The 13,387-nt window shown below is 45.5% G+C and carries 11 protein-coding genes; 4 read left to right on the forward strand and 7 right to left on the reverse strand.

Translation table 11 applies throughout. From position 1 onward, the window contains the following. Nucleotides 1-5: 5 nt before the first annotated feature. On the forward strand, nt 6-674 hold the full coding sequence (locus ACGHAV_RS09685; protein ID WP_390379680.1) for a glutathione S-transferase: 669 nt from the start codon (nt 6-8) through the stop codon (nt 672-674). Between the two features lie 81 nt (nt 675-755). Here ACGHAV_RS09685 and recQ read toward each other — a convergent pair whose 3' ends face one another. Then, the gene (recQ, locus tag ACGHAV_RS09690) at nt 756-2,597 is read right to left on the reverse strand and encodes a DNA helicase RecQ (protein WP_390379683.1); all 1,842 of its coding nucleotides are present in this window, start codon (nt 2,595-2,597) and stop codon (nt 756-758) included. A 331-nt stretch (nt 2,598-2,928) separates the two neighbouring features. Here recQ and mgtE point away from each other — a divergent pair, with 331 nt between their 5' ends. Both mgtE and rarD read left to right on the forward strand, forming a co-directional pair. Further along, nucleotides 2,929-4,266 (forward strand): magnesium transporter, encoded by a 1,338-nt coding sequence (mgtE, locus tag ACGHAV_RS09695; protein ID WP_334014552.1) that lies wholly within the window; start codon nt 2,929-2,931, stop codon nt 4,264-4,266. A gap of 215 nt (nt 4,267-4,481) precedes the next feature. Continuing rightward, the gene (gene rarD / locus ACGHAV_RS09700) at nt 4,482-5,393 is read left to right on the forward strand and encodes an EamA family transporter RarD (RefSeq protein ID WP_390379686.1); all 912 of its coding nucleotides are present in this window, start codon (nt 4,482-4,484) and stop codon (nt 5,391-5,393) included. Nucleotides 5,394-5,399: 6 nt separating this feature from the next. On the opposite strand, the gene ACGHAV_RS09705 is transcribed toward rarD, so the two are convergent. Together ACGHAV_RS09705 and uvrD are read right to left on the reverse strand one after the other, a co-directional pair. Then, nucleotides 5,400-6,677: a diguanylate cyclase gene (locus ACGHAV_RS09705; RefSeq protein ID WP_390379689.1), complete on the reverse strand. Its 1,278-nt coding sequence runs from the start codon at nt 6,675-6,677 to the stop codon at nt 5,400-5,402. A 39-nt stretch (nt 6,678-6,716) separates the two neighbouring features. Beyond that, nucleotides 6,717-8,888 carry a DNA helicase II gene (uvrD, locus tag ACGHAV_RS09710; RefSeq protein ID WP_390379692.1) on the reverse strand — a complete coding sequence of 724 codons (2,172 nt, stop codon included), beginning with the start codon at nt 8,886-8,888 and terminating at the stop codon, nt 6,717-6,719. Nucleotides 8,889-9,271: 383 nt separating this feature from the next. On the opposite strand from uvrD, the gene cysE reads away from it, so the two are divergent. Continuing rightward, entirely contained in the window at nt 9,272-10,078 is an 807-nt protein-coding gene (gene cysE / locus ACGHAV_RS09715; RefSeq protein ID WP_390379695.1) for a serine O-acetyltransferase, read from the forward strand. Between the two features lie 99 nt (nt 10,079-10,177). Here cysE and ACGHAV_RS09720 read toward each other — a convergent pair whose 3' ends face one another. The 4 genes from ACGHAV_RS09720 to dapF are packed head-to-tail and all read right to left on the reverse strand — an operon-like array spanning nt 10,178 to nt 13,381. After that, nucleotides 10,178-10,921 (reverse strand): HAD-IA family hydrolase, encoded by a 744-nt coding sequence (locus ACGHAV_RS09720; protein WP_390379698.1) that lies wholly within the window; start codon nt 10,919-10,921, stop codon nt 10,178-10,180. Nucleotides 10,922-10,932: 11 nt separating this feature from the next. After that, the gene (gene xerC, locus ACGHAV_RS09725; protein WP_390379701.1) at nt 10,933-11,853 is read right to left on the reverse strand and encodes a tyrosine recombinase XerC; all 921 of its coding nucleotides are present in this window, start codon (nt 11,851-11,853) and stop codon (nt 10,933-10,935) included. Between the two features lie 5 nt (nt 11,854-11,858). Continuing rightward, nucleotides 11,859-12,554, reverse strand: a complete 696-nt coding sequence (locus ACGHAV_RS09730; protein WP_390379703.1) for a DUF484 family protein — start codon at nt 12,552-12,554, stop codon at nt 11,859-11,861. After that, a complete protein-coding gene (gene dapF, locus ACGHAV_RS09735; protein WP_334014544.1) occupies nt 12,551-13,381 on the reverse strand; it encodes a diaminopimelate epimerase in 831 nt (276 codons plus the stop codon). Before dapF ends, ACGHAV_RS09730 begins: the two co-directional genes overlap by 4 nt. Nucleotides 13,382-13,387: the final 6 nt, after the last annotated feature.

Genomic DNA, 13,387 nt, shown 5'->3' on the forward strand with positions numbered 1-13,387 from the left:
GGGATATGCTAACACTACATCATTTAAATAATTCACGTTCACAGCGAATATTGTGGCTGCTTGAAGAGCTTGGAGTTGAATATAAAATTGAACGTTATCAGAGGGATAGTGTTACCAATTTGGCGCCTGATTCGCTTCGAGCTGTACATCCATTAGGGCGCTCACCAGTACTTAGCACACCAAATGGTGCCATTGCTGAGTCGGGAGCTATTATTGAATATCTCATTCACAATCATAGTGACTCGCATTTTAAAACGCCTACCGAACCAGAAGCCTTACAGCAATATTGGTTTTGGCTGCATTTCGCTGAAGGCTCACTCATGCCGCCATTAGTGGCAAACTTGGTATTAGAAAAAGCGCGTCAAAAAGGGTCGAAACCTTTCTTTATTAAACCTATTACCAACAAACTGGTAGATGGTATTTTAAATGCCTATTACGGCCCTAATTTAGCGCAAAGCCTGCGCTATGTTGAATCTTATCTATCTAAAAACGACTGGTTTGCTGGCGACGCACCAACGGGCGCTGATGTGCAAATGATTTTCCCACTAGAATCGTTAGTAGCTAGCGGTCGCGCCAAAGACTTCGCCGCCATTCAAAGCTATGTAAAGCGTGTTCACGCACGAGAGGCTTACAAAGCAGCGCTTGAAAAAGGTGGGGAATACGCTTACGCATAGCGCTGTGAAGTACTGCAAGCGTGAAATGGTAAAACGTGAAATAGTATAATTAGTGCACTGTGAGCGACGACAGGTAACCGCCTAGTCGTCGCGGCTTATGTAGTCGCTAATAAGCTGAATAAACGCTTCGCCATAACGTTCTAGTTTAGTTTGCCCAACACCGCTCACATCTAGCATGGTGTTCTTGGTTGTGGGTAGTTTGCATGCCATATCTACCAGTGTGGCATCGCTGAATACCACGTACGGTGGCACCTCGTTTTCCTCTGCCAATACTTTGCGTAAATGCTTTAGGCGCGTAAATAGGGTTCTGTCGTAATTAGCGGGCGCATGCTTGGCTTTCTTCTTATCGGGCTTAAATTCTAGGCGCGGTACGGCTAGTTGAACCGCCACATCACCCTTAAGTACCGGGCGAGCCGCTTCGGTCAATCGCAATGCGGCATGCGCCGTAATATCAACGCGAATAAGCCCTTTGTGTACCAGCTGATTGATAATATTGGCCCAGTAGCTGTCAGACTTGTCTTTGCCAATACCATAAGTTGAAAGCTGATGATGGCCAACTTCTTGAAGTTTTCGCAGCTGTTTGCCACGTAATACGTCAATAACGTATTGGCTGGAAGCCTGCTGTGAAAGGCGCAGAATACAAGACAGTACTTTTTGCGCTATCACTAACCCATCAACCATTTTAGGTGGGTCTAGGCAAATATCGCAGTTACCACAGGCGCTATCGCTAAATTCAGAAAAGTAATTTAATAGAACTTGTCTGCGGCAGGTTTGTGCTTCTGAAAAAGCCTCCATAGCCGCAAATTTTTGTAGCTCAATATGATTGCGTTCGGCAATTTCGCCTTGCTCAATCCACTGCTTTACGCGCGCTGCGTCTTTCTCATCAAATAGCAGTAGCGCTTCTGATTCTAGTCCGTCTCGTCCCGCTCTTCCGGTTTCTTGATAGTAGCTTTCAACGCTTCTTGGCACATCGTGATGTACCACATAGCGCACGTTCGATTTATTAATGCCCATACCAAACGCAACAGTCGCCACTACAATATCGACTTTGTCGTTTAAGAATTGTCGCTGAACTAATTCGCGTTCATCAGAGTCCATGCCTGCATGATAAGCTGCACAGCGGAAACCTTGGCGACAGAGTTTGGCAAATAGGTCGTCTACTTTTGCTCGGCTATTACAGTAAATAATACCGCTACCGTCCTGCTGTTTAGCGTAGTCGACAACCTGATCGAAGGCCTTGTATTTACTCATAACGCGATAGCGTATGTTTGGGCGGTCGAAACTGCCTTTGTATACAAGAGGCTCGGTTAAATTAAGCTGAGTAAGAATATCTGCCTGAGTGGCGGTGTCGGCTGTGGCAGTTAACCCAATAACAGGTATGTTAGGAAAACGAGACTTAATTTGCCCCAGCGCGCGATAGTCTTGCCTGAAGTCGTGGCCCCAGTGCGATACGCAGTGTGCTTCATCAATAGCAAACAAACATATGTTGGCATGGCTAAGTGCTTGCTGAAAATAGTATTGCATTAGCCGTTCTGGCGACACATACAAAAGGTCGAGCTTGCCAGACTGAAGGTCGTCGTTTATACGTGCTTGATCTTCCGGTTCAAGCGTAGAGTTCAAATACGCGGCTTTAACGCCTAACGCTTTAAGCTGTTCCACTTGATCCTGCATTAAAGAAATAAGCGGGGATACCACAACCGCCGTGCCTTCACGTACCAACGCTGGAATTTGATAACACAGCGACTTGCCGCCACCTGTTGGCAATAACACAAGTGCATCACCACCGTCACAAACATGGTGAATAACTTCGTCTTGACCATCACGAAATGCACCATAACCAAACACGTCTTTTAATACACGTTCGGGTGTGGGTTTGGTATCAGATAATGGTTCTGAAATGTTGTCGGCAAAAGCAGATGTCATGCGTGAGATTTTACGCTTTTTTCTTGTGAGCTTCACGGGCAAATGCAAAAACTAGACTAAAATTCAGCGTAAATTTATGCGATAAGGGTGTGACACGGCTATTTTCAAAGCGAGTGGATGAATTTTGTTCGGTTAATTGATAAAGCCAGTCGGAACGCCAGCAAAATTGTGGTTGGAGAGTAATACGATATAAGAAGAGCGGTGATCGCACCGCGTTTGGCACCGGTACTTATGTGCTGGGGTAAATAACCATATCGTAGGTGTTTGTAATATGGGAAAATACTCACCTATAAGCATGAGTTGAAGTCAGTGTTTTTACAGGAGGTACAGCGTGGCTGAACCATTACCAGATTTAATTGAAGAGATTGTTACCGAGAGTATGGGTGACGATCCGGCCACACTATTAGCCACGCTCAGTGGGCAAGATGACGTAAATATTGCGTCGTTACTTGAATCTTTACCTGTTGAAAAGCGTCTTGCTGTATGGGAAGGAATTCCCCGTGACCGCAAATTAGATGTGCTGGTTGAAATGCGTAGCGACCCGCGTGAAATTCTTATCGACAATACACCGCATAATGAATGGGCCTCTATCTTTGCAGACATCGACGCCGAGGATTTATTGGAGCTTTTAGACTCTTTACCGAAGCGCCTCGTTGATATGGCCTATGAGTCACTTGACTCAAAAGAGCGAAAGTATTTTAGAGAGGCAACCCAATTTTCTGACAATCAAATAGGTCACTGGGTTAATCACGAGCAACTGGTACTGCCTTCAAACGCCAAAGTGCGTGAAGGTCTTCGTTTGCTACGTCGTGATATACCGCAGCACTGCGACAGCATATTTTTGGTAAATCGCTCTGGACAGTTTTCTGCTTTGGTCAAGATAAATCATTTATTCACCGCGCAAGACCATGTGTCGTTGTTCGATTTATCTGAAGAAAATGTTACCACTATTCAAGGTGAAGACGACGCCACTAATGCTTCGTTATTGGTGCAACGTTCGGGCCTTGCTTCGTTACCCGTAGTCGATGAAAACAATAAGTTACTGGGCCGTTTGGATGTTACTTCGGCAAGCGAATTGGTAAACGAATTCTATGAACGCCAAGTGATGGCGTCGGCGGGTATGGATGAAGACGAAGATTTATTCTCGCCAGTGGCTAAAAGTGCCAAAAACAGAGCCTTGTGGTTAGGCATTAACTTGTTAACCGCGTTTTTAGCGTCGTGGTTTATAGGGCTTTTTGAAGGTACGCTTCAACAAGTTGTGGCACTTGCAGTGTTGATGCCAGTAGTAGCGAGTATGGGAGGCATTGCCGGTAGCCAAACACTAACGCTTATTGTGCGAGGATTGGCGCTAGGGCAGGTAACCCCTGCAAACTTGCGGGCGCTAATGGTAAAAGAGTTAAAAGTGGGTGGCGTAAACGGCGTTATTTGGGCCCTGGTTATTGGCATAGTGGCGTACTTCTGGTTTACCGACGTTATGCTTGGCGTGGTAATTTGTCTGGCAATTTTATTTAACATCGTAGCGGCTGCATTAGCTGGCGTGTTTGTGCCGGTAATTTTGGATAAATTGAAAATAGACCCAGCGCTTTCAGGCTCGGTAATTCTAACAACGGTTACTGATATTGTTGGTTTCGTTGCGTTCTTAGGATTAGGCACACTTTTCTTACTGTAAATATGTTTAAAGGGCAGCTCAGTGTGCTATAGAGCTGCCTTTTTTCATTTTTAAGAAGCGCAATATCACATTTGTAAGAACACGATTAACTAAACACGCCCTTACATCCTCTATCTTATTGCTTTTGCCGCATCGGAAAGTAAAAAAGGTTGTTAAATCACCTACCGTGATAAACAATACGCGCCTTTCTCCCCCTAGCATATTCGGAGTCTTCCTTGTCTAAGCAAGCAAACGCTGCCCAAGTTGGTGTTATCTGCGCTATTGCCGCCTACAGTATGTGGGGCGTTGCACCAGTTTACTTTAAACAGCTAATGGTACTTCCGGCTGCGGAAATTCTAATGCACCGCGTTATTTGGTCGGTGATATTGCTGGTGGGTTTAATTGCAGGTTTAAAGCAGTGGCCGAAAGTGATGGCAGCGTTCAAAAATAAACGCGTGATGCAGATTTTGTTTGTAGCCGGCTTGCTGCTAGGTGCGAACTGGTTACTGTTTATATGGGCTATTAATAACGATCATATTCTTGATGCCAGTCTTGGTTATTATATTAACCCGCTTATAAACGTGTTCTTGGGTAGGTTATTTTTAGGTGAGCGCTTGCGCACATTGCAACGAGTAGCGGTTGGACTAGCCGTGGTTGGTGTTGCTATTTTGGTTATATCCTACGGACAAGTTCCTTGGATTGCACTTGTGCTTGCAGGTAGTTTCAGTGTTTACGGTTTATTGCGCAAGCAAGTTGCAGTTGATTCTTTACCCGGCCTTTTCATTGAAACGTTAATGCTGTCGCCTTTAGCGATTGGGTATTGGATATTCTTTGGTTCAGAATACAGTAACCTATTTAATAACGACACAACGCTAAACCTGTTTATTTTGGCTGCAGGAATTGTGACTACAGCACCATTGCTATGCTTTACGGCAGCGGCACGACGTATCATGTACTCAACCCTAGGATTCTTTCAGTACATTGGCCCTTCGCTGATGTTTATTCTTGCGGTTTACCTATACAACGAGCCACTTGAGGAGTCGCGTTTGGTAACGTTCGGTTTTGTATGGTGTGCTTTGCTGCTATTCAGCGCAGATTCCCTGGTGAATTACCGTCAGCAGCGTAAATTAAAGCGCGCTGCTGCGTAAGCGTAGTTAAAGTAAAGATGCTTGCTCGATACTAGATGTGTCGGGCTGTTCGCACATTACTTGGTTTCGGCCGTTATTTTTTGCCGCATATAGCTGTTTGTCTGCACTGCTAAGCAGTTTGTCTACACGCTGAGTGCGCGCGCCACACACGCCAATACTGCACGTTACTTTTATGTCGGTTGTTGGTAGCTTGATAACTTCGGCTTCAACTACTTTTCTAAAATCATCCAGTCGTTCACACGCTTCATCAAGAGGCGTGTTTGGCATATAGATACAAAACTCTTCGCCGCCAAACCGCGAAATTATTTCGTCGGGAAAATAAAACTCGATAAGAGCTGCCATTGCTTTTAACACAATATCACCCGCATCGTGGCCGTGGGTGTCGTTTATCGATTTGAAAAAATCCAAATCGATTAGCGCGAGAGCATGATCTTCAGATAAGGACTGGTGCTGAACGGTAACCGTGTAAAAGAAATGGCGACGGTTAGGTAACCCAGTTAAATAGTCGGTATTAGCTACGCGTCTTATTTCTTCAACGCTTTCAATATATTCAACGTTTTGCATAACACGGCAAAGAAATTCTTCATGGCAGTAAGGAATGCGTAAAAAGTCGTTAGCACCACTTTTGATGAAATGGGCAGACATCAACATACCTTGTCCACCTGCTACGCCCATAATGGCCAGTTGCTCTTTTGAAAAAGACTTACGCAAAAACGCAACAAACTTGGTACCTGTCATATCGGGCAACGTGTTATCGGTAATCACCAAACGAATGTTCTGATGCCCCGATAGCTGCTGCATAGCGTCGTTAGCAGTAAGTGATTCAAAAGCAACAAAGTTGTGTCGTTGAAGTAATGAAATGGTACGCGAGCGCAGCACACGATTGGTGCTCACTACTAAAACGCCTGTCGATTTATTCTTTTCTAAACGACTAATAAGACGGCTTAGGTAGTCATAGTTTTGTGAGTTTTCTTTGGGTACATAATCAACCACATCACGCTCTAGCACTTTATCTCGGGTGGCATTGTCGAGGTTTTCTGTGGTGGCGATGGTAGGAATATAAGCACTGGCAGTAAAGTCGATAGCTTGACCGTGAGGGGCATCAGGAAGCGAATAGGCAACAATGGCGCACAAAAAGGTTTCAGGCACATTTTGAGAAAAGCGTGCCTTTCCTTCGGTAAGCGACGTTGCGCCCACAGGTGTTAAGCCGGCGCGACGCACCAGCTTTGCTATAAGTTCAAGGTTGCCTTCACCATTTTCGATGATCAGCACGTGTTGCTGCATACATTCCAACTTAGGTTTGGGCTACCCTGCCGTTATGTTTTACGCTTTTTCCAGCTTAGCGTAGGCAAGGACTAGCCATTTACTGCCGAACTCATCAAAATTTACTTGAACACGTCCGTGTTCACCGCTGCCTTCATAATTCAGAACTATGCCTTCACCGAACTTGCGATGTACAACGCGCTCGCCTAATTGAAATCCAGTCTCTTCAAAGCTTGCGTGCGATGTTGCTTGGCTAAATCGGTTATGAACAGGGCGTGAGATGGTTGATTTTAAACGTACTTCTTCAACGCAATCCGCAGGCATCTCACGAATAAAACGCGATGCCGTATGATACTTATCTTGACCGTACAATCTACGACTTTCTGCATACGTTATATACAATTTTTGCATGGCACGCGTCATACCAACATAGCAAAGGCGGCGCTCTTCTTCCATTCTGCCTGGCTCATCGTTGGTCATTTGGCTTGGAAACATGCCTTCTTCAACACCGGCTAAAAACACCAGTGGGAACTCGAGCCCTTTTGCGGTGTGAATAGTCATCATTTGCACAGCGTCTTGGTCAGTGTCGGCCTGTTGCTCGCCAGCTTCCAACGATGCGTGTGCCAAAAACGCAGCAAGCGGTGTCATTTCTTCGGCTTCTTCAGGCACGATAAAGGTTTTACATGCAGTAACCAGTTCTTCTAAGTTTTCTAGACGCGCCTGTGCCTTCTCACCGCGCTCTGCCTGATACATAGCGTATAAGCCAGACTGGCGAATGGCTTTATCTGCCTGCTGATCAAGAGGTTCATCAAGGGTTGCTTGTTCTAGTTCGGTGATAAGTAACACAAAGCTTTGCATTGCATTTAATGCACGGCCCTTAAACCCACCTTCGTTGATAAGCAGCTGACACGCCTGCCACATAGAGCAGTTGTGCATACGTGCAGTGTCTCGCACTTGAGAAAGGGTTTTCTCACCAATGCCTCTACTAGGCGTATTTACAACACGTTCAAAAGCGGCATCGTCGTGTGGGTGGCTAACCATGCGCATATAGCCCAGTGCGTCTTTAATTTCTTGGCGCTCGAAGAAGCGTAAGCCGCCATAAATACGGTAGGCTAAACCTTCGTGCAGCAGCGCTTCTTCCAGCACTCGAGACTGGGCGTTGTTACGATACAAGATAGCAGTATCGCTTAACGCATTGCCTTGATTCAGCCAATCTTTAATTTTAGACACAATAAAACGCGCTTCATCAAGCTCATTAAAGCCTGCGTAAACTGAAATAAGCTCACCCTGTGCGTCTTCGGTCCACAGCTCTTTGCCTAAACGCCCAGTGTTATTGTCGATAACGGTATTCGCGGCTTTAAGAATATTGCCTGTCGAGCGGTAGTTTTGTTCAAGGCGAATAGTAGCAGGGTCATTAAAGTCTTTAAGAAAGTGCTGAATGTTGTCTACGTTAGCACCGCGCCAGCCGTAAATAGACTGATCGTCGTCACCCACAATCATAATGTTGTTGTCGCCACCGCTACATAACATGCGAAGCCAAGCGTATTGAATGTTGTTGGTGTCTTGGAATTCGTCCACCAGTACTGCACGGAAACGGCGTTGATAGTGCGCAAGTACCTCTGGGTTTTTCGCCCATAATTCATGAGCGCGAAGTAACAGTTCGGCAAAGTCTACCAGACCTGAGCGGTCGCAAGCATCTTGATAGGCCGCATATACTTCACGCATGGTTTTTTGAATATGATCGCCGTGGGTTTCAATGTGTTGAGGGCGTAACCCTTCGTCTTTATTGCCGTTGATATACCACTGGATTTGTCGCGGCGCCCAATGTTTTTCATCCAAATTCATGGCTTTTAAAATACGGCGAATTAAGCGGTATTGGTCGTCTGAATCAATAATTTGGAAGTTTTCGGGTAAGTTAGCTTCGGCGTGATGGGCACGCAATAAACGGTGTGCTAAACCGTGGAAAGTACCTATCCACATATTGTGAAGGCTGCGACCCATCAATGATTCAATTCGGCCACGCATTTCTTTTGCGGCCTTGTTGGTGAACGTTACCGCTAAAATAGAAAATGGTGCAATATTTTCTACTTCCATTAGCCACGCTATGCGATGAACAAGAACACGGGTTTTACCGCTGCCTGCACCGGCTAAAACAAGTGCGTTTTGCAGTGGCGCTGCTACCGCTTCACGTTGTTTATCGTTTAGCTCGTCTAGCAGTCGAGATACATCCATAGTGTGGCACCTATATATTGAATTTCATTACAGCATGTACGCTTTTCGGCGAGGCCAGTATTATGCCAGCTGCCTGTTAATTTATACAGTCCAGTTTTCAATTGCCTGTCTTTGATACATGGTTTGACCGTGCGGGCATAGCGCTTAGGTAGAACGCGTAAATTGAAATAAGTAATAACGAAACAATTCGATAAGTTGATCGAATTATCAGCTCGAAAGGTACAACTTCGGTATTGCCGCTTACTATTCTCAGGTACACTTTAGCGTATGCTTGCTGGCTAGTGATACGGATTAAAATCGACAAGAAGCTAGCTGCACATGCACTAAATCAAGCACTAAATAGTAAAAGACAAACTTAAGTACACTTACTTTGGAACATGCCCATGACCGCACAAGCTATGCCCATTGATTTTTGGTCAACGTTGAAACAAGAAGCGCAAGTTGTAGCAGACAACGAGCCTTTGCTTTCAAGCTACGTCCACGCGAGTGTGCTTGCTCATCATAACTTTGAGTCGTCGCTGAGTTTTATACTGTCTAACAAAATGGCAGACGACGTTATGCCTGCATTGGCTATTCGTGAAGTGTTCGATGAAGCATACTTGCTAGAGCCGGGCATAAGCGAAGCGGCTATGGCCGATATTTTAGCCATTAAAGCCCGTGACGCCGCGGTAAATGACTTCCTTACACCGCTACTTCATTTCAAAGGGTTTCACGCGGTTCAAGTGCATCGTATGGCGCACTATTTGTGGGTACATGGCCGCCATCAACTGGCGCTTTTCCTACAAAGCCGCAATTCAGCAAGTTTTGGCGTAGACATTCACCCTGCTGCTCGAATCGGCAGTGGCGTTATGTTTGACCATGCTACGGGCATTGTGGTGGGCGAGACTGCAGTGATCGAAGATAATGTATCTATTCTACAAAGTGTTACGCTAGGTGGTACCGGTAATGAGTCTGGCGACCGCCATCCTAAAATTAGGCAGGGCGTGTTAATAGGTGCGGGTGCGAAGATACTGGGTAACATAGAGATTGGCGAAGGCTCAAAAGTAGGTGCCGGAAGTGTAGTATTAGATAATGTGCCAGCCCACGTGACGGTTGTCGGGGTACCAGCGAAGGTTGTAGGCCGACCCATTTGCCAAAGCCCATGCGAGTCGATGCTTCAAAATGTGTTAGAAGACAACTCCGAAGTGTAAACCCTAAAGGGATAGCATTTACTGATCCTTTAAGCGCAGTATACGCGCGGTAACTCTCACTATCTTCAAGCCAGACTATTGGTCGATAAATTCTGGTGGCTAGTTGATAAAAAGAGTAAGTTCGGTCAGTGAATCAAGCTGCACATGTGGTAACAATCGCGCGGGTTCACTGTTTAAATTCATGGGTCTGTTACACGCAAACCATGCGGTTTGATATCCAGCATTTAGTGCTCCGTACACGTCTTTAATGATATTATCGCCCACATGCAATATGTGCATTGGCGCAATATCTAGCAAATTGGCGGCTTCGTTAAACATATCGGGCGCTGGCTTCATTGGTCGTTGTAAACTTGCGTGTAAGCTTGCTTGAAAGAAATCATCTATTCCAATCTTTTTAGTGTCTACATTGCCATTTGTGATGGCAACTAGGGGTATGTGGGCACTTACTTTTGCAAGCGTTTGAAGAATGTTTTCTTCAATAGCGAAATTGCTTCTTGCATCGTAGAAGCAGTTGAAGCATTCATCAACGGCCTGATTCAACAGCGGGTCTTCGGATGGCGTTACGCTTAAAGCGTCAGGCGCTGTTCCAGATAGCGCAGCGGTAAGTACTACGCGACGTAACTGACCCATATCAGACGCCAGTCTGTTGTCTTTTACTATGGCTTGTTTTTTTAGCGCAAACCAGTCATTTGCAGCCAGCTTGGCTGCTACTGGATGATGTTTAGCGATATGCGCCTGAAGGGCTTTTTCCGCTTGTCTTATAATGGGTTCATTGTTGTAAAGCGTATCGTCGAGGTCGAAGGTCATCGCCTTCACCTTATTGATAGGTCTAAAAAACTGCATGGTTTACGCCTTTATTTTTTATGTGCACGGGGGTGCGCGGCATCATACACGTTTGCAAGATGTTGAAAATCAAGGTGGGTATACACTTGCGTGGTAGACAAGTTTGCATGGCCTAACAGCTCTTGTACTGCGCGTAAGTCACCGCTTGACTCTAATACGTGCGTTGCGAAAGAATGGCGCAGTTTGTGAGGACTTACTTTTTGCGAAAGCGATTGCTCCTCTGCCATTTTATTTAGCCTGTTCGCCACTTGCCTATTGGAAATACGTGTTTTTCGTTTGCTAACAAATACAGCACTTTCATAGGGTGATGCGTAGGCTGGTCGTACTTTTAACCACGCATTAAGCGCCTTTTGTGCATGCCTTCCAAGGGGAAGAATACGTTGTTTGCTGCCTTTACCCATCACCTTTACTGTGCCGTCTTTTAAACAGTCGGCTAGGTTCAGGCCGGTTAACTCGCTTAATCGAAGGCCGCATCCATACATTAATTCGAACATAGCGATGTCACGAAGCTGCATGCCTTCATCGTCATCAGTGCTCGATACCTTCGAGCCTAGTAATTGTTGCATTTCATCAACGCTTAACTGCTTCGGCAAAGGCTTACCTTGCTTGGGCGCTTGTATACCTTCAACGGGATTGCTGAATAGCTGTTGATGATCGATAAGATACTGACAAAAGGTACGAAGAGCAGATAGGCGCAGCGCTATGCTGCGCGCGCTGTGGCCAGACATTTTTGCATCTGCCATTACGCGCTTAATATCGCTTGGTGTAAGTCCTGACCATTCATAAAGCCCTAAAAGCTTACCCACTTCGCTAAGCTGACGCTTGTAGTTAGAAAGGGTATGAGGCGATAGGCCTCGTTCAACTTGAAGGTGAAGTAAAAACTTATCTAGCCATTGCTGGCATGGTTCACTAAGTAACGCGTCCGTAGACACAACCGTTAGTATCCCATCATTTCTGGCAAAATAATGTTTAACACTTGTTGAAGCTGCTGAAGAAGCAAAGTGTCCATATCGGGGGTGAAATGGCTGGCATCGCTACTACTAATGCCCAATATGCCGATATCTCTGTTATCGCCCAGTAACATCAATGCCACTGATTCAGCTTGGTTTTCACCAAACAAAAGCTGTCGTTCGTGTTGCGATAAACGTCCAAAAAAGAAATTGGTGTTTTTAAAACGCTTTTCGGTGAAAAGGCGTTGCTGCAGTTCAGGGATTGCGTGTGGCCCTTTAAAACTTTTTATTATTGCTGACGAAAGCTGAAGGCGCTCTTGAAGCACATCTTCTAGTGTGAACTGTACTTCGGCAACGCTCTCACATCGCAATAGCTGCACGTTTAGGTCGGTGTAAACGCGGTAAATCTTTTCGTTTTGTTTGGCAATGGTTACCAGCTGATTTAGCTTGTGCGTTAAGTGACGTACCTTTTTGCGAAGTTGGTCACTTTGAATCTCGACCAGCGATACACTGCCTTTTTGCTCGTGTGGAAGCCTTATTTTTTCAAGAAGGTCGGGATGTTGAGCAAAGAACTCTGGGTTTTCTAACAGAAAATCGCGTATCTCTTCCACAGAAAGCGATGGCGTATTATCAAACGGCTCAACTATGTTTGTGGCGCTAGAGTGACCTGTTACTTCGCTCATAAATTAATGTGTCCATCGTATACGTGTTCTGCAGGCCCTGTCATTTTAAGTACATTATCTGGGCCCGGCCAGCGTATACGTAAGCTGCCCCCGGGTAAATCTACCCGCACGTCTTTGCTTAATTTACCCTGTATTTGACCAATTGCAACAGCGGCACACGCTCCACTACCACAGGCAAGGGTTTCACCAGAGCCACGCTCGAATACACGTAATTTGATATGCGAGTCGTTTAGAATTTGCATAAAGCCAACGTTTACGCCCTCGGGAAAGCGCTCGTGCTTTTCCACTAGTGGTCCTATTTCAGCTACGTTGGCAGTGTTAACGTCGTCTACTTCCATAACGCAGTGAGGGTTACCCATTGACGCAGAACCAATAAACAGCGTGCTTTCACCTACGCGAAGAATGTAGGTATTTTCCTGCTTGTTAGCTTTAAGAGGAATGTTAGCTGGCTCGAACTCAGGCTTACCCATATTCACGGTAACTTGGCCGTCTTTTTCAAGGTACAGCACCATTTTGCCAGCTTTTGTACTTACCACAATTTTATTGCGGTTAATTAAACCTTTTTGTTTTACGAATCGGGCAAAGCAGCGCGCGCCATTACCGCATTGCTCTACCTCTGAGCCATCGGCATTAAAGATGCGATAATGGAAGTCTTGTTCGGGGTCGTAAGGCGGTTCAACCATCAACAGCTGATCGAAGCCTATACCAAAGTTACGGTCGGCCAGTTGTTGAATTTTTTCTTTTGAGAAAAATACATTTTGAGTAACGTTATCAATAACCATGAAATCGTTACCCAAACCGTGCATTTTTGAAAATTGAACCTGCATTAACAG

The organism is Alteromonas sp. MTD1, assembly GCF_042848195.1.
Lineage (GTDB): Bacteria > Pseudomonadota > Gammaproteobacteria > Enterobacterales > Alteromonadaceae > Alteromonas.

Excerpts from the sequence above, each read along its gene's own strand:
- ACGHAV_RS09685 (WP_390379680.1), top strand. The coding sequence starts at position 6 with ATGCTAACACTACATCATTTAAATAATTCACGTTCACAGCGAATATTG.
- recQ (WP_390379683.1), bottom strand. The coding sequence starts at position 2,597 with ATGACATCTGCTTTTGCCGACAACATTTCAGAACCATTATCTGATACC.
- ACGHAV_RS09705 (WP_390379689.1), bottom strand. The coding sequence starts at position 6,677 with ATGCAGCAACACGTGCTGATCATCGAAAATGGTGAAGGCAACCTTGAA.
- uvrD (WP_390379692.1), bottom strand. The coding sequence starts at position 8,888 with ATGGATGTATCTCGACTGCTAGACGAGCTAAACGATAAACAACGTGAA.
- cysE (WP_390379695.1), top strand. The coding sequence starts at position 9,272 with ATGACCGCACAAGCTATGCCCATTGATTTTTGGTCAACGTTGAAACAA.
- ACGHAV_RS09720 (WP_390379698.1), bottom strand. The coding sequence starts at position 10,921 with ATGCAGTTTTTTAGACCTATCAATAAGGTGAAGGCGATGACCTTCGAC.
- ACGHAV_RS09730 (WP_390379703.1), bottom strand. The coding sequence starts at position 12,554 with ATGAGCGAAGTAACAGGTCACTCTAGCGCCACAAACATAGTTGAGCCG.
- dapF (WP_334014544.1), bottom strand. The coding sequence starts at position 13,381 with ATGCAGGTTCAATTTTCAAAAATGCACGGTTTGGGTAACGATTTCATG.